A 15,333-nucleotide genomic window follows, 5' to 3' on the forward strand; every position below is an offset into this window, starting at 1 on the left:
GCTCCCTTTTAGGATACGCATATGTTTGATGTAACAAAGAAATCAATGCAGTGGGGCGAAGAAACGCTTACACTGGAAACCGGCAAGATTGCCCGTCAGGCCGACGGCACCGTGATTGCCACGCTGGGCGAAACCAGCGTCATGGCGAACGTGACCTTTGCCAAAGAGCAAAAGCCCGGCCAGGACTTTTTCCCGCTGACCGTACACTACCAAGAGAAATACTATTCCGCCGGTAAGGTTCCGGGCGGCTTCTTCAAGCGCGAGGCGCGCCCGACCGAGAAAGAAACGCTGACCGCGCGTCTGATCGACCGTCCGATCCGCCCGCTGTTCGTTGACGGCTTCAAGAACGAAGTGCTGGTGATGTGCACCGTGCTGAGTCACGATCTGGTCAACGATCCCGACATCGTTGCGATGATCGCGGCGTCGGCTGCGCTGACCATTTCCGGTGCGCCGTTCATGGGCCCGATCGCCGGTGCCCGTGTTGGTTTCGTGGATGGTGAATACGTCCTGAACCCGACCGTGGACGACATGCAGGACCTGCGCCTGAACCCCGAACAGCGTCTGGACCTGGTTGTGGCTGGTACCAAAGACGCCGTGATGATGGTGGAATCGGAAGCCTACGAATTGTCCGAGGCTGAAATGCTGGGTGCCGTGACTTTCGCGCATGAGCAGATTCAGCCGGTCATCGATCTGATCATCGGTTTGGCCGAAGAAGCCGCGAAAGAGCCGTTCGCCTTCGAAGCCCCCGATTACTCGGACCTGTACGCTGCCGTTGCAGCCGCCGGTGAAGAGCAGATGCGCGCGGCCTTTGCAATCACCGACAAGCAAGAGCGCACCGCCGCTGTTGCTGCAGCCCGTGAAGCGATCAAGGAAGCACTGACCGAGGAACAGCTGGAAGACAGCAACCTTGGTTCGGCGATGAAAAAGCTGGAAGCCGGCATTCTGCGCGGTGACGTCGTCAAAGGCGGCAAGCGCATCGACGGTCGTTCAACCACCGATGTTCGCGCGATCGAAGCCGAAACCTCGCTGTTGCCCCGTACGCACGGTTCCGCCCTGTTCACCCGTGGTGAAACGCAGGCACTGGCTGTGACCACGCTGGGCACCGGTGACGACGAGCAGTTTATCGACGCGCTGCATGGCAACTTCAAATCGAACTTCCTGCTGCACTACAACTTCCCTCCCTACTCGGTTGGTGAGGTTGGTCGCGTTGGTTCGCCTGGTCGTCGTGAGATTGGTCATGGCAAGCTGGCATGGCGCGCGCTGCAGGCGGTTCTGCCTGCGCCGACCGACTTCCCCTACACCATCCGCGTGGTGTCAGAGATAACTGAATCCAACGGCTCATCCTCGATGGCGTCGGTCTGTGGCGGTTCGCTTTCGATGATGGACGCGGGTGTTCCGCTGAAGGCTCCGGTTGCCGGTGTCGCCATGGGTCTGATCCTGGAAGATGACGGGTCGTACGCCGTTCTGACCGACATTCTGGGTGACGAAGACCACCTTGGCGACATGGACTTCAAAGTAGCGGGTACCGAAAACGGCATCACCTCGTTGCAGATGGACATCAAGGTCGCAGGCATCACGCCGCAGATCATGGAAACCGCCCTGGCACAGGCCAAAGATGGCCGGATGCACATCCTGGGTGAGATGGGCAAAGCCCTGTCCGAGACCAGCGAATTCTCGGTCCACGCGCCGCGTATCGAGACCATGAACATCCCGACTGACAAGATTCGTGAAGTGATCGGCTCGGGCGGTAAGGTCATCCGCGAGATCGTGGAAACCTCGGGTGCCAAGGTCGACATCAACGATGACGGGGTCATCAAGATCGCCTCGCCCGATGGTGAATCGATCAAAAAGGCCTATGACATGATCTATTCGATTGTGGCCGAGCCGGAAGAAGGTCAGATCTACACCGGTAAAGTGGTCAAGATCGTCGACTTCGGTGCCTTCGTGAACTTCTTTGGCAAGCGCGACGGTCTGGTCCACGTGTCCCAGATCGAAAACCGCCGCCTGAACCATCCGTCGGATGTTCTGAAGGAAGGTCAGGAAGTAAAGGTCAAGCTGCTGGGCTTTGACGACCGCGGCAAGGTCCGCCTGTCAATGAAAGTCGTCGATCAGGAAACTGGCGAAGAGGTTGTGCCTGAGAAAAAAGAAAAGAAAGAGGAAAGCGCAGACTAATCTGCACGCCTTTTTTGACCCGAAAGGCCCCGGTTTCGACCGGGGTCTTTTTTATAAGGGCTGCTTTCGCTACCTCTTGAAAAGTCGATGGGCGACACCGAAAGTAAAAGGACTGTTCTAAGAGGCCCTTACATGATCCTTGAAATACGTCACTACACCCTCAAGCCCGGACGCCGAGAGGAGTTTATCACGTTCTTTGAAAAGCATAATCGCTCAGCACTGCGCGACGCTGGTATGCTGGTTTTCGGCCCGCTTCGGGATTTGGAAGATGCAGACAAGGTTCACTGGATGCGCGCCTTCCCCTCGATTGAGGCAAGAGAGAAGATAAAGGGCGATTTCTACGGCGGGCAGGTCTGGCATGACCAGATCGAACCAATCGCAATGTCGATGATCGCCCATTTCGAGGCAGAGGTGGTTGAGACCACTGACGGTTTCGAAAACTTTAACGGTGCCTCGTCAGTCGACGGATAGCTTCCGCAAAAACATCGCCGTCTTGCACGCTTGGGTCATGACGTAGATCGCTAATGCGCCACTCCTGACGGTCCGTGCTTCATGACGTGCCATTGCCCGTAGCTGTCGGTCAGGTCCAGCTTGATCGCAGCATCCGCCTTGGTCGACGCGCTGCCGATTTCGGCCAGGGTAAACTCAATCCCGCCGGGGATGTCGATGCGAACGCGGTGTTCGCCGCCACCGTGGGGCGCCTGAATTGGGCGACCGGTCGAGTTCAGGACGTCCCCGATTGCGACCTTCGCGGTGCGCCCCTCTATGTCCATTTCAAAGTCAATGGGCGCAAACAGCGTTTCGTGAATGGTTTTGCACATGGCTCGGAAGACGAACCAATGGGTTGCCATTTCCTCGGTCTCTTCCCCATGAAAGATCTTTTCCAGTGCAACCCGCTGAGCATCCGATGCGCTGGGGTCGATAATCACCTGCATCTCACCGCCGCCCTCAAAAATCGGGCCCGGCCAGGCGTAAATCAACGCGGCCTTTGCCCCGGTGAGGTCGATGTCCCCGAAATGACCTTTGGAAATCTCTAAAACCTCGAACCCGCGGCAATGACCGTGGGTCGGCAATTCCTCGAACTGGCAGGGGCAGGCATAGCCGCAATTGCAGTTCCCGAAAGCGTCGCCTTCAACGTACCAATCTGTGAATGCCATCGTCCTCTCCTGTCTTGCACGGCCTGTATGCTCGAGGTCGACGGTCTGCCTGAATGCGGGTCTGCCACCGCCACCCTACCATATAAGGGGCAAATCACGAACTGATGTCCGTGCCTTTCGGTGCCTTCACCTAAAGTCCGGCTCGCCCTGCGGGTTCTGAAAACGCGCGGCGCAGAGTTTCGCTTTCCCTGCAAGCATCTGTGATCTATGCAAAGCGCTATGCGATCTTTTGTCATTCATATGTCCTCAAGTATGGCCCGGCGCCCCAATGCTGAACGGCTTTGCGCCGACCTTCCCAATGCCGAGCTTTTCGAGGCAGTAAATGGCCGCGACCCTGATCAAATTGCCAGAGTTCAGCTGCACCCCGGCAACCTGCACCGACCGCATTATCCGTTTGCGTTGCAGCCGGCAGAGATCGGCGTCTTCGAAAGCCACCGCCGTATCTGGCGCAGGATGGTCGAGGAAGAGATTGATCTGGCGATCATCACCGAAGATGACCTGCGTATCGACGCCCCGCGTATGGCCGAGGCGTTGGAGATGCTAGAACCGATCGCCACGCCGGATCACTACATCCGCATCCCCGTGAAACAGCGCGAAGTCCCGGCCCAAACCCTTGCTTGCCAAAACGGGCTGCGCCTGATCCTGCCCAAGGTGATCGGCCTGCAATGTGTCTGTCAACTGGTGGGGCGACGCGCGGCCAACCGTCTGCTGGCTGCCACCACTCAGATCGACCGGCCCGTGGATACGTTTCTTCAGATGCACTGGCTGACCGGCCAGCCGATCCATGCGTTGCAAGGCAGTGGCAATCAGGAAATTGCGGGCGAAATCGGCGGCTCGACCATTCAGAGCAAGCCACCTTTGTCTGATAAACTGACCCGAGAGTTTAAGCGTGCTGCCTATCGGGCGCAGCTGCATCTACACCCTCAGCGCCCGCCCGCTGCGTCGGACTAACATCTTTGCCAAACTGCGCCCGAACGCGCGATTGGGGGCCGAGTCGGCCCCCAATACCCAAATCCGTATTAGGACGGTGCTTTTGTCGTACGAAGATATGGAAAGACCGTTTTGAACTCACCAAACTTTTCTTTCGCCTCGTCGTTTGACACCGCAGGGGGGATGATCACGTCCTCGCCCGGTATCCAGTTTGCTGGTGTGGCCACACCCTTGGCCGACATTTGCAAACCGTCCAGCGCACGCAAAATCTCGGCAAAGTTCCGGCCCACGGTCATCGGATAGGTCATGGACAGCTTCAGCTGTTTGTCCGGCCCGATGATAAAGACCGACCGCACGGTGGCGCTGTCTGCGGGTGTGCGGCCATCGGGCAGGTATGCCTCGGCTGGCAGCATGTCGAACGCCTTGGATACCGCTAACCCGTCATCGGCGATGATGGGAAAGCCGGGATTGGCGTTGCCATAGGCTTCGATGTCCTTTTTCCACTTTTTGTGGTCTTCGACGCCGTCCACCGACACGCCCAGCACCTTGGTGTTGCGGGCCGCCCATTCGTCATTCAGTTGCGCGACGGCCGAGAATTCGGTCGTGCAGACAGGCGTAAAATCCTTGGGGTGCGAGAACAGGATTGCCCAGCTGTCGCCGATCCAGTCGTGAAACTGAATGGTGCCTTGGTCCGTTTCTGCTGTGAAGTTCGGAACCGTATCGTTGATGCGCAAACCCATTGTGAAGCTCCTTTGCTGTAAAAGCCCGATTCGGCTGCCGTCAACCTAAACACTTTCCGCGATTGTTAAACCTTGCATTCGCGCGGAATGATTTGATCAAATCATGTCTTGCCGCGCCCTGTTGCCGGTGCCAGAGTAGCCGCAACTACGCTATTTTGAGCTGCGGGCACAGGAGAATACGCCATGATCGAAAAACGCGATTTTTACATCAACGGTCAGTGGGTGGCCCCCGCGTCGGGCAATGACTTTCACGTCATCAACCCCTCGACCGAAGAGCCATGCGCGGTCATCTCACTCGGTACGCAGGCCGATACGGATGCAGCTGTGGCGGCGGCCAAGGCGGCCTTGCCAGGGTGGATGGCCACCCCGGTCGCGGATCGGATTGCTTTGGTCGAAAAACTGGCCGAGATCTATCAGTCCCGCGCCGAAGATCTGGCACAGGCCATGTCGCTTGAGATGGGTGCGCCCATTGATCTGTCGCGCACGGCGCAATCGGGTGCGGGGATTTACCATCTGAAAAACTTCATCCGCGCGGCGCGTGACTTCCAGTTCGAACGCCCGCTGGGTGATCATGCCCCCAATGACCGGATCATTTTTGAGGCCGTTGGTGTCGCTGCCCTGATCACGCCGTGGAACTGGCCGATGAACCAGATCACGCTCAAGGTGGGTGCTGCGGCAATTGCGGGTTGCACAATGGTTCTGAAACCGTCGGAACAGAGCCCGCTAAACGCTATGATATTTGCCGAGATGATGGATGCGGCCGGTTTCCCGCCCGGGGTTTTCAATCTGGTGAACGGTGATGGCGCCGGAGTTGGGTCACAGCTTTCAGGCCATCCGGACGTGGACATGGTCAGCTTTACCGGCTCGACCCGCGCCGGTACTGCGATTTCCAAGAATGCTGCGGATACGTTGAAGAAGGTGCATCTGGAACTGGGCGGTAAGGGCGCAAACGTGATCTTTGCCGATGCCGACGAAAAGGCGGTCAAGCGCGGCGTGTTGCATATGATGCAGAACACCGGCCAAAGCTGCAACGCCCCGAGCCGTATGCTGGTGCAGCGCCCAATCTATGATCAGGCGGTCGAGACAGCCGCCGAAGTGGCTGGCAAGGTCACTGTTGGACCGGCGTCCGAGGAAGGACGCCATATCGGCCCGGTCGTGAACGAGGTTCAGTGGACCAAGATTCAGGATCTGATCCAGAAAGGCATCGACGAAGGCGCGCGTCTGGTTGCAGGTGGCACAGGGCGGCCCGAGGGGCTGAACAAGGGCTACTACGTGCGCCCCACGGTGTTTGCAGATGCCAACAACCAGATGACCATCGCGCGCGAGGAAATCTTTGGCCCGGTCTTGACCATGATCCCCTTCGATACCGAGGATGAAGCCATCGAGATCGCCAATGACACGCCGTATGGCCTGACCAACTATGTCCAGACTCAGGACGGCGCGCGGGCCAACCGGATGGCGCGTCATCTGCGGTCGGGCATGGTCGAGATGAATGGTCAGTCACGCAGCGCCGGGTCGCCGTTTGGCGGGATGAAGCAATCGGGCAATGGACGCGAAGGCGGCGTTTGGGGTCTTGAGGATTTTCTTGAGGTCAAAGCCGTTGGCGGCTGGACGCTAGAGTAAAATCAAACACCATCGAAAACAGATTGGGCAAGGCGAAGAGATGTGCCTTGCCCTTAGTTTGTCAGATGGGTCGAACCACCAACTGCGGTTCACCATTCGATGTTCGGCGCGTGGACCGGCCATCCCATCCAACCTCGCCACTGACCCGTTGCCGGAACGACGAAAAGCTGTCGAAAGTGACCACGTCGACGGGCGCGTCGAACTGCAGGGTAATCCGCCTGTGCGCCCCATCGCCCAATACAGTCAGGCCGCGAATCTCAGCGGTGAAGGTCTGACCCAAATAGGTGCCCTTGACCCTGTCACCCACACGCAGGTGCATCCGGTTTCCGGCCATGGCGCGCAGCGTATTCCAGTCGCGCACGCCATGCTGGTGGGCGACCAGTTCCAGCGATTGTGCGTGCGACAGGTCGACCCCTGTGCCGCGCAGTTTTTCACGCAGCCGCTTGCCCTGCGCCTTGAGTTCGCCTATCGGGGCGATTGTTTCGGTTTGTGTCATGTCTTGCCTCGTTTCCGTAAACGGGCGCAAAGATTGGACGGGGCTCGCATTGCCATCCGTGCGCCGGGAAAGGGCAACAGATGTTCACTCAACCGGGTTTCACCAAAATCATAAGACCGCGAGCGGCAGGGGACCCGAACCTAGCCGCCTTGTTGCATTGGCAAGCCTGCCTGTCAATCAGGCATCGGCCTGCGCGGCCTCGTAGGCGAGCATGGCGCGTTTGACCGGCAAGCCCCAGTGATAGCCGCCCAAGCCCCCGGATTTGCGCAATGCCCGGTGGCAGGGGATCAACCAGCTGACAGGGTTGCGCCCAACCGCCGTTCCCACGGCACGAACGGCCCGAGGTGAGCCGACCCGTTCTGCGATCTCGGAATAGGTTGTGACATGGCCCGAAGGGATGTGCATCAGAGCTTCCCACACCTTGATCTGGAGGGGTGAGCCAATCAGGTAGAGCGGTGTCGGCTCCAGCCGGTCGCTGGCCGCGCCAAAGGCGCCGAGTGCCCAAGGCCGCAGCCGCATCGGGTCCTCGACAAAATCAGCCTGTGGCCAACGTGAAAGCATATCCTCCATCGCGCCTTCTTCGCCGGACTCTGCCCCGAAGGCCAAACCGCAGATCCCCCTTTCAGTCCCCATGACAAGGGCCGGGCCAAAGGGGCTTTCGAACCAGCCCCAATAGATTGTCAGCCCAGCCCCTTTGCGGGCGTATTCCCCGGGGCTCATGGATTCCCATTTCAAGAACAGGTCATGCAAGCGGCCACTGCCTGAAAGGCCAACGTTGTGCGCCGTCTCCAACGTCGTAAACCGGTCGCGCAGCAGGGCTTTGGCGTGACCCAATGTCAGATATTGCTGAAAGCGTTTCGGCGACACCCCGGTCCAGCGCGAGAACAGGCGCTGGAAATGGGCCGGGCTCATGTTCATCTCACGCGCCAGTTCTTCAAGGCTCAGCCCCTCGCCGCCTTGGTCAATCAGGTCGATGGCGCGCCGCATGACGTTGTAGTGATAACCGGATTCGGAGTTTTGGATATTCATGGCTGTCACCTTTTTGTGGCTCGCCCTGATCCTAGACGGTCGAACCTGACCGAAGCGACCCGAAACTTGCGATTTTTGTGCCCATTGTTGGAATCAGCCCGGCTGATTACTCTGAGGAAACTCAGGAGCGACTGATATGCCCCAAGCCGACGCCTTCCACCTGTCCGGTGCCGCTGCCCGAAAGTACCAGGATCATTCCGTGCCTGCCATGTTCGCGCCGCTGGCGAAGGCCACGGTTAAAAAGCTGGGACTCTGCGAAAATGACCATGTGCTGGATGTCGCCTGTGGCACCGGTGCGCTTACGCGAGAGATCATCGCAACGTTACCGGGTCGTGGGCGCGTTGTCGGTGCTGATTTGAACCAGACGATGATCGACGTGGCCTCGGCGTTGACACCTGCGTCCAGCCATTCCGTGGACTGGATGGCTGCCGATGTCACTGACCTGCCTTTTGACGATCATAGTTTTGATGTGGCCTGTATTCAGCAAGGGCTACAATTCTTTCCCGACAAACCTGCGGCACTGGCCGAGATACACCGCGTGCTGAAACCGGGTGGTAAACTGTGCCTGACCTGCTGGAGCGCGATCTCAGAGTTCAACAACGGGTTGGCCGAAGCACTGGAGCGGCATGTCAGCCACGGTGCCGCGCAAAAGGCGCGGGCGCCGTTTTCGTTTCGCGATGGCGATCTGATCACCGCGCTTTTGGACGACGCCGGGTTTCGGGTTGCCGAGCATGACATCATCACACTCCACCGCCGATTTGAAGACTTGCGGGCGCAGGTTCTGGCCTTGCCGGTGGAACAGGACATGCGCGCAAAAGGGGATGCCGTCATTGACCGCGTTCTGAAGGATATCGCCGATCACCTTGCCCCTTACGACAAGGACGGGGTGTTCATCGTTCCGCAAGAAGCGCATTTCTTTGCCGCAACTCGTGCCTGACGCACTTTACCCGCCGGTTCAGGCATTGCATTAAGGGTCGGATGGCAAAGCAACTCGATTATCACAAAATCCGCGAGATCTTCACGCGCTTCCATGACGCTGACCCCGAACCCAAGGGTGAGCTGGAGCATGTGAACGTCTATACGCTTGTCGTCGCCGTGGCCCTATCGGCGCAGGCGACAGATGCAGGTGTCAACAAGGCCACGCGCGCCTTGTTTCAGATCGCAGATACGCCGCAAAAGATGCTGGATCTGGGCGAAGAGGGGTTGATCGAGCATATCAAGACCATTGGCCTGTTCCGCCAGAAGGCGAAGAACGTCATCAAGCTGAGCCGCATTCTGGTCGATCAGTACGGTGGTGAGGTTCCAAATTCCCGCGCGGCGCTGCAATCCTTGCCGGGCGTGGGACGCAAGACGGCCAATGTGGTTTTGAACATGTGGTGGCGGTACCCTGCGCAGGCCGTAGACACGCACATTTTTCGTGTCGGCAACCGCACCGGTATCTGTCCGGGTAAAACCGTTGATGCTGTTGAGCGCGCAATCGAAGACAACATCCCAACCGATTTCCAGCTTCATGCGCATCACTGGCTGATCCTGCATGGCCGCTATCATTGCAAGGCACGCAAACCGATGTGCGCAACCTGCATCATCCGCGATCTCTGCGAATTTGAGGACAAGAACCTATGAAAACCTACCAGCTTGTTGGCATCGGAAATGCCGTTGTGGACGTGATTTCCCAGGCCGATGACAACTTCCTTGAACTGATGGGGATCGAGAAGGGCATCATGCAACTGATCGAACGTGACCGGGGCGAGGTTCTTTATGCCGCGATGGAGGGGCGGGTACAGACTCCGGGCGGGTCGGTCGCCAACACGATCGCCGGGGCCGGTGCGCTGGGCCTGGACGCCGCGTTCATTGGCCGGGTTCATGATGACGCGCTGGGCCGGTTTTATGCGGATGCGATGAACGAGGACGGGGTGGATTTCGTCAACCCGCCCGTGCCGGGGGGAGAATTGCCGACCTCACGCTCGATGATCTTTGTCTCGCCCGATGGTGAACGGTCGATGAACACCTATCTGGGCATTTCCTCGGAACTGTCGTCAAAGGACGTCCCGAATGAGGTGGCAGGCAACAGCCAGATCATGTTCCTCGAAGGCTATCTGTTCGACAAGGAAAAGGGCAAGGCTGCGTTTCTTGAGGCCGCGCGTGACTGCCACAAGGGCGGCGGCAAAACCGGCATCGCCATTTCCGACCCGTTCTGCGTGGAACGCCACCGCGCCGATTTCCTGCTACTGATCGAACACGAGTTGGATTTCGTTATCGGCAACGAGGACGAGATCAAGTCACTGTTTGAAACCAGCGATCTTGAGGAAGCGCTGGCGAAAACGGCTGAGATTTGCCCTCTGGTCGTCTGCACCCGGTCTGGCGATGGGGTGAGCATTCTACACGAAGGCACCCGCATTAATGTGCCGGTTGAAAAGATTGTGCCCGTCGACGCAACCGGCGCGGGCGACCAGTTCGCCGCCGGGTTCTTGTACGGCATGGCGACAGGCCGCGACTACGAGACCTGCGCAAAAATCGGCAATGTCTGCGCCCGCGAGGTGATTTCGCATATCGGCCCGAGACCCGAGGCGAACATGGTGGAATTGTTGCGGGAGGCGGGATTGGTTTGAAGGGGGGCCGTTTTGTGGGCAAACTGTGACTCCGCAGCCGCTGTGCCAATGGCAACCTTTATCGAGAGCAGGGTATGCTTAACCCATTATTATGATTGCGCAAACTTTGAGAAACACTGTCACCGTTGGGTAGGTTAGAAGCGCTACGCCGACTGTGAAAAAAACGAAACACGTCCAGCGCGCGGCTTCAAAACGGGTATTTTGAAAAGAGAACCACAACGCAAGAATATCTCGATCATACATCTCGCTAGCTTTTGGCCGGTCATATTCTTTGTAACGGTTAAAAGTTTCTTGGATACGCGAGGTATCCTTAGGCACGCTCTTGTTCAGCACACTGCGAATTCGACGGTTAAACTCATGGTGGAACACTTTTGTGTTTTCAGCAACATAATCTTCTACGTGCCAAAATTTCTTCACTTCATGGGGACAAAACCCTTGGAAGACTACGGTAGAAAGACCAATAGCAGAAAGAGCAATATAGATATTCACTACCTTGCGAAGCATGAAGTCATTGTCAAGCTTGGCGAAACCACCGTCACCACAAGCAACACTTTGAAATGCGATACATGCCCATTCCATCGACGATCCTACGAGCGCAACAAAAGCGTCGTTGAAAATAATGAAGTATCCAAAAACTGGGACAAAGACACTCAGTTTCGCAAATCTTGAACTGCCGAATGAGCTAAGCAGCTCCCAAGTTGGAGTGAATGGCATTCAGGAGTACCTGCGTAGCTTAATTGACCCACTTATTCAGGCTGTAGCTACGCTTGTCCATCCATTTAGCCCTGAGCTGTTGCAGGTATGGGCGTTTGTGCAACGCCTGACATCAGCTTCATCAGGCTGAAAACGAACAAACAGCCCTCACCCCAAATACCCCTCAAACGCCTCCATCACCCGCTCATACACATCTCGTTTGAACGGCACGATCTCATCAATCAGGCGCGCGGGGTCCTGCCATTTCCAGCGGGTGAACTCGGGGTGGTCAGTCTCGATGTTGATCTGGTTATCAGTCCCCAGAAAGCGCATCAGGAACCATTTCTGTTCCTGCCCGCGATAGCGGCCCTTCCAGATCTTGGGCACGATGTCATGCGGCAGGTCATAGGGTAGCCAGCCATCGGTTTCAGCGATGATCTGAACCAGATCGGCAGTAACGCCGGTTTCTTCCCACAACTCTCGCAGGGCCGCGTCGCGGGCGTTCTCACCTTTGTCTACGCCGCCTTGGGGCATCTGCCACGCATCCTCAAACCGGTCGTTGCGCTGACCGACAAAGATTTTACCCCCAGTATTCATCAGCATCAGCCCGACACAGGGGCGATAGGGCAGTTTGGCGATCTGTTCGGGGGTCATGCGCGGCCTCATGGTTGTCCGGCCAAGCTGTACCAAGCGTGACCGCTGCAGCAAAGGGGGTGACGTGAGGTTTCGCGTGACAAAGGTGACGCGCACGGCAATTTGGGGCATGACGTCAGGAGGGAGAGTTTTGCCATGACCGCGTACCCAAACATGCTGGCCCCGCTTGATCTGGGCTTTACCACCTTGAAGAACCGTGTGTTGATGGGCTCGATGCACACGGGGCTTGAGGAAACCGGCGACTGGAACCGGGTGGCCGAGTTCTATGCCGACCGGGCGCGCGGCGGCGTGGCACTGATGGTGACGGGTGGGATTGGTCCAAACCTGGAAGGATCGGTTCTGCCGGGTGCATCGATGATGACGACCGAAAAGGACGTGGCGAACCACTCTATCGTGACGGACCGGGTGCATCAGGCGGGCGGCAAGATCGCGATGCAGATCCTGCATGCGGGCCGCTATGCCTATGGCCCGAAATGCGTAGCGCCCAGCCCGGTAAAATCGCCCATTTCGCCATTCCCTCCAAGCGAGCTTGATGAGGAGGGCATTGAGAAACAGATCAGCGATATCGTCAACGCTGCCGTTCTGGCTCAGAAGGCGGGTTATGATGGGGTCGAAATCATGGGGTCCGAGGGGTATTTCCTAAACCAGTTCCTCGTGACCCATACCAACAAGCGTACCGATCGCTGGGGCGGGTCTTACGAGAACCGGATGCGCCTGCCCATCGAGGTCGTGCGCCGCACGCGTGAGGCAGTGGGCCGTGAGTTCATCATCATCTACCGCCTTTCAATGATCGACCTTGTTCCCAACGGCTCGACCCATGACGAGGTGGTGCAACTGGCGCAAGAGATCGAAAAGGCCGGCGCCACGATCATCAACACTGGCATCGGCTGGCACGAGGCGCGGATCCCAACCATTGCCACCAGCGTTCCCCGCGCGGCCTTTGCGTGGGTGACGAAAAAGCTGATGGGCAAGGTGTCTATTCCGGTGATCACCTCGAACCGCATTAACACCCCCGAGGTGGCCGAAGAGGTGCTGTCGACAGGTTGTGCCGACATGGTCTCGCTGGCCCGTCCGATGTTGGCGGATGCGGATTTCGTGGCCAAGGCAATGGCAGGAGAGTCTGCCAAGATCGCGCCCTGCATTGCCTGTAACCAAGCCTGTCTGGATCACACGTTCAGCGGCAAGCTGACATCATGTCTGGTGAACCCACGCGCCTGTCACGAGACCGAGCTGGTGATCGAGAAGACCGACAAGCCAAAGTCCGTGGCCATCGTCGGCGCAGGTCCGGCTGGGTTGTCCACCGCGATGACCGCCGCCCAGCGTGGCCACAGCGTCACCTTGTTCGACCGTGCCGGTGAAATTGGGGGCCAGCTGAACATGGCGAAACAGGTTCCGGGAAAAGAGGAATTCTGGGGGTTGGTCGACTGGTACCGCACCATGATGGCCGATCTGGGTGTCAAACTGGAACTGAACCGCGAAGTCAGCGCCGACGAACTGACCGGCTTTGACGAGGTGGTGATCGCCACGGGTGTCACCCCGCGCGATCCGCAGATACCCGGGCAGGACCGCGACAATGTATTGAGCTACATTGACGTACTGCGCGGCAAGGCCGAGGTCGGCGCATCCGTTGCCGTAATCGGCGCCGGGGGTATCGGCTTTGACGTCTCTGAATTTCTGATCGAAGACGGCCACAGCGCGACCACCGACCTTCCCCTTTGGATGAAGGAATGGGGCGTCACCGACCCGGCCAATTACCGTTCGGGCCTGGCCCCCGAAGGCCCACAGCCCGAAGCGCCCAAGCGTCAGGTTACGCTCTTGCAACGCAAGAAGCAGGCGCACGGCAAGGGGCTTGGGAAAACCACGGGCTGGATTCATCGCGCGACGCTGAAGATGAAGCAGGTAAATTTCGTCGGTGGCGTGAACTATGAAAAGATCGACGAAGACGGCCTGCATGTCAGCTTTGGCGAAGACCGCGCCGATCCCACCGTCATTGCGGCGGATACGATTGTTTTATGCGCGGGTCAGGTTTCGGACCGCAGTCTTGCGGATGCGCTGATCGAACGCGGTATCACGCCGCATGTTATCGGCGGGGCGGATGTTGCCGCGGAACTGGATGCCAAGCGGGCGATTAATCAGGGTACACGATTGGCGGCGGCGTTCTGAGATTACCTGGACTGGCCTAATGACCGGCCCGCCGGGCGCTTTACCGAAAGGCGTGCAAACTTACATCGAAAATGTCAGGCCGGTATCGTTTTCAAAACGCGCGACATAGTCCCGGTAGTCGCGATAGGCCCGGCGACACAAGAGACGCGTGAGAGCCGTCGCCTTCCATGGTTTCTTGCCGCCGACATAGTGCCACATTTTCGGATTGTCCCGCGCCTCGGCCAGTTGCGCCCGAAAGAGATCCGTCATTTTTCGGTATTTCGGATTGACGGTGTCAAACCAGATTTGGGGTCGCGTGTTCCACTGCATGGGCAACCGGCTCCATTTACCAAAAAAAATCTCGTTCAGCCTATCCTGTTCGGGCAGATCGTGGATATGGGGGATCAGCCTGTCGAAGTCGTCTAAGTCACCTAGATCGGCGCTGTTCCGGATTGCCGGGCAGTCCATCACCATGATGCCTGCATTGAAGTAGTTTTCGCCGGGAATGAAGCCTAGCCTGATGCTTTTGATCACCCTGGTCAGGGATTTCTCGTATTCTCGCGCAGGTCTGAGCATCTGTTGCAGGTTCGGGCGCAGGAACCGGCCCTCACCCATCGTCACCAATCCCATGTCGACGCAGGCCCCGAGTGCATGGCCATCAAGGTCCTGTTCCAAAAGCTCGCACACGTCCGAAAGGACAAGCGTATCAGCATCGATGAAAACACAACGCTGGTCACAGAGTTCAGGCAGGAAGAGCGGCAGCAAGGTGATTGCCGGAAACTTTGTTTTGAAATCCGGAAACCTATTGAGCTTGGCAAGGTCATAGGCGCGGTAAGACACCGTGCCGCGCGCCAGAGTGCTGTTTACCTTTTCGACCAGAGCAATATCATCAGATGTGAAGTCTTGCCCGAAAATGGTGACATCAATCGCCTTGCTGGCGTTCTGAATCGCCGAATATGCAGATACAAGGGCTGGAAACAGAAGATTCCCATCCACGCCGTAAACCACTTGCATAACAAACCTAGGAATATGTTTATTTGATGGGCACAGTTACAACCACGACGAACGTATTGCAAATGCAACCCTGT

The 15,333-nt window shown here is 57.8% G+C and carries 15 protein-coding genes; 8 read left to right on the forward strand and 7 right to left on the reverse strand.

From position 1 onward, the window contains the following. Window positions 1-21 precede the first annotated feature (21 nt). A complete protein-coding gene (pnp, locus tag AVO44_RS10645) occupies window positions 22-2,172 on the forward strand; it encodes a polyribonucleotide nucleotidyltransferase (protein WP_068336580.1) in 2,151 nt (716 codons plus the stop codon). Between the two features lie 132 nt (window positions 2,173-2,304). Beyond that, window positions 2,305-2,643: a putative quinol monooxygenase gene (locus AVO44_RS10650; protein ID WP_068337307.1), complete on the forward strand. Its 339-nt coding sequence runs from the start codon at window positions 2,305-2,307 to the stop codon at window positions 2,641-2,643. A 50-nt stretch (window positions 2,644-2,693) separates the two neighbouring features. Here AVO44_RS10650 and AVO44_RS10655 read toward each other — a convergent pair whose 3' ends face one another. Then, entirely contained in the window at window positions 2,694-3,329 is a 636-nt protein-coding gene (locus AVO44_RS10655; RefSeq protein ID WP_068336584.1) for a DUF1326 domain-containing protein, read from the reverse strand. 219 nt (window positions 3,330-3,548) lie between these two features. Between AVO44_RS10655 and AVO44_RS10660 the strand changes: the two genes are divergently transcribed. After that, window positions 3,549-4,280: a glycosyltransferase family 25 protein gene (locus AVO44_RS10660; RefSeq protein WP_068336587.1), complete on the forward strand. Its 732-nt coding sequence runs from the start codon at window positions 3,549-3,551 to the stop codon at window positions 4,278-4,280. A gap of 68 nt (window positions 4,281-4,348) precedes the next feature. Here the strand turns inward: AVO44_RS10660 and AVO44_RS10665 are convergent, their stop codons facing one another. Beyond that, on the reverse strand, window positions 4,349-4,999 hold the full coding sequence (locus tag AVO44_RS10665; protein WP_068336589.1) for a peroxiredoxin: 651 nt from the start codon (window positions 4,997-4,999) through the stop codon (window positions 4,349-4,351). A gap of 183 nt (window positions 5,000-5,182) precedes the next feature. On the opposite strand from AVO44_RS10665, the gene AVO44_RS10670 reads away from it, so the two are divergent. Beyond that, entirely contained in the window at window positions 5,183-6,622 is a 1,440-nt protein-coding gene (locus AVO44_RS10670; RefSeq protein WP_068336591.1) for an aldehyde dehydrogenase family protein, read from the forward strand. 61 nt (window positions 6,623-6,683) lie between these two features. On the opposite strand, the gene AVO44_RS10675 is transcribed toward AVO44_RS10670, so the two are convergent. Continuing rightward, on the reverse strand, window positions 6,684-7,118 hold the full coding sequence (locus AVO44_RS10675) for a glyoxalase superfamily protein (protein ID WP_068336593.1): 435 nt from the start codon (window positions 7,116-7,118) through the stop codon (window positions 6,684-6,686). Between the two features lie 177 nt (window positions 7,119-7,295). Continuing rightward, window positions 7,296-8,147, reverse strand: coding sequence for a methylated-DNA--[protein]-cysteine S-methyltransferase (locus tag AVO44_RS10680; RefSeq protein ID WP_068336596.1), 852 nt, complete (start codon window positions 8,145-8,147; stop codon window positions 7,296-7,298). Window positions 8,148-8,283: 136 nt separating this feature from the next. On the opposite strand from AVO44_RS10680, the gene AVO44_RS10685 reads away from it, so the two are divergent. The 3 genes from AVO44_RS10685 to AVO44_RS10695 are packed head-to-tail and all read left to right on the forward strand — an operon-like array spanning window position 8,284 to window position 10,756. Beyond that, a complete protein-coding gene (locus AVO44_RS10685) occupies window positions 8,284-9,084 on the forward strand; it encodes a methyltransferase domain-containing protein (RefSeq protein WP_068336598.1) in 801 nt (266 codons plus the stop codon). 41 nt (window positions 9,085-9,125) lie between these two features. Then, a complete protein-coding gene (gene nth, locus AVO44_RS10690; protein WP_068336600.1) occupies window positions 9,126-9,770 on the forward strand; it encodes an endonuclease III in 645 nt (214 codons plus the stop codon). Then, window positions 9,767-10,756 carry an adenosine kinase gene (locus tag AVO44_RS10695; protein ID WP_068336607.1) on the forward strand — a complete coding sequence of 330 codons (990 nt, stop codon included), beginning with the start codon at window positions 9,767-9,769 and terminating at the stop codon, window positions 10,754-10,756. Before nth ends, AVO44_RS10695 begins: the two co-directional genes overlap by 4 nt. A gap of 78 nt (window positions 10,757-10,834) precedes the next feature. Here AVO44_RS10695 and AVO44_RS10700 read toward each other — a convergent pair whose 3' ends face one another. Beyond that, window positions 10,835-11,470, reverse strand: a complete 636-nt coding sequence (locus AVO44_RS10700) for a hypothetical protein (protein ID WP_068336609.1) — start codon at window positions 11,468-11,470, stop codon at window positions 10,835-10,837. 147 nt (window positions 11,471-11,617) lie between these two features. After that, a complete protein-coding gene (locus AVO44_RS10705; protein ID WP_068337308.1) occupies window positions 11,618-12,103 on the reverse strand; it encodes an RNA pyrophosphohydrolase in 486 nt (161 codons plus the stop codon). 135 nt (window positions 12,104-12,238) lie between these two features. Between AVO44_RS10705 and AVO44_RS10710 the strand changes: the two genes are divergently transcribed. Then, window positions 12,239-14,266 carry an NADPH-dependent 2,4-dienoyl-CoA reductase gene (locus tag AVO44_RS10710; protein WP_068336624.1) on the forward strand — a complete coding sequence of 676 codons (2,028 nt, stop codon included), beginning with the start codon at window positions 12,239-12,241 and terminating at the stop codon, window positions 14,264-14,266. A 60-nt stretch (window positions 14,267-14,326) separates the two neighbouring features. On the opposite strand, the gene AVO44_RS10715 is transcribed toward AVO44_RS10710, so the two are convergent. Continuing rightward, a complete protein-coding gene (locus tag AVO44_RS10715) occupies window positions 14,327-15,259 on the reverse strand; it encodes a glycosyltransferase family 8 protein (protein ID WP_068336627.1) in 933 nt (310 codons plus the stop codon). Window positions 15,260-15,333: the final 74 nt, after the last annotated feature.

The sequence above is a fragment of the Ruegeria profundi genome (assembly GCF_001507545.1).
In the GTDB taxonomy this organism is placed as follows: Bacteria; Pseudomonadota; Alphaproteobacteria; order Rhodobacterales; family Rhodobacteraceae; genus Ruegeria; species Ruegeria profundi.

Excerpts from the sequence above, each read along its gene's own strand:
- pnp (WP_068336580.1), top strand. The coding sequence starts at position 22 with ATGTTTGATGTAACAAAGAAATCAATGCAGTGGGGCGAAGAAACGCTT.
- AVO44_RS10650 (WP_068337307.1), top strand. The coding sequence starts at position 2,305 with ATGATCCTTGAAATACGTCACTACACCCTCAAGCCCGGACGCCGAGAG.
- AVO44_RS10655 (WP_068336584.1), bottom strand. The coding sequence starts at position 3,329 with ATGGCATTCACAGATTGGTACGTTGAAGGCGACGCTTTCGGGAACTGC.
- AVO44_RS10660 (WP_068336587.1), top strand. The coding sequence starts at position 3,549 with ATGCGATCTTTTGTCATTCATATGTCCTCAAGTATGGCCCGGCGCCCC.
- AVO44_RS10665 (WP_068336589.1), bottom strand. The coding sequence starts at position 4,999 with ATGGGTTTGCGCATCAACGATACGGTTCCGAACTTCACAGCAGAAACG.
- AVO44_RS10670 (WP_068336591.1), top strand. The coding sequence starts at position 5,183 with ATGATCGAAAAACGCGATTTTTACATCAACGGTCAGTGGGTGGCCCCC.
- AVO44_RS10675 (WP_068336593.1), bottom strand. The coding sequence starts at position 7,118 with ATGACACAAACCGAAACAATCGCCCCGATAGGCGAACTCAAGGCGCAG.
- AVO44_RS10680 (WP_068336596.1), bottom strand. The coding sequence starts at position 8,147 with ATGAATATCCAAAACTCCGAATCCGGTTATCACTACAACGTCATGCGG.
- AVO44_RS10685 (WP_068336598.1), top strand. The coding sequence starts at position 8,284 with ATGCCCCAAGCCGACGCCTTCCACCTGTCCGGTGCCGCTGCCCGAAAG.
- nth (WP_068336600.1), top strand. The coding sequence starts at position 9,126 with ATGGCAAAGCAACTCGATTATCACAAAATCCGCGAGATCTTCACGCGC.
- AVO44_RS10695 (WP_068336607.1), top strand. The coding sequence starts at position 9,767 with ATGAAAACCTACCAGCTTGTTGGCATCGGAAATGCCGTTGTGGACGTG.
- AVO44_RS10700 (WP_068336609.1), bottom strand. The coding sequence starts at position 11,470 with ATGCCATTCACTCCAACTTGGGAGCTGCTTAGCTCATTCGGCAGTTCA.
- AVO44_RS10705 (WP_068337308.1), bottom strand. The coding sequence starts at position 12,103 with ATGACCCCCGAACAGATCGCCAAACTGCCCTATCGCCCCTGTGTCGGG.
- AVO44_RS10710 (WP_068336624.1), top strand. The coding sequence starts at position 12,239 with ATGACCGCGTACCCAAACATGCTGGCCCCGCTTGATCTGGGCTTTACC.
- AVO44_RS10715 (WP_068336627.1), bottom strand. The coding sequence starts at position 15,259 with ATGCAAGTGGTTTACGGCGTGGATGGGAATCTTCTGTTTCCAGCCCTT.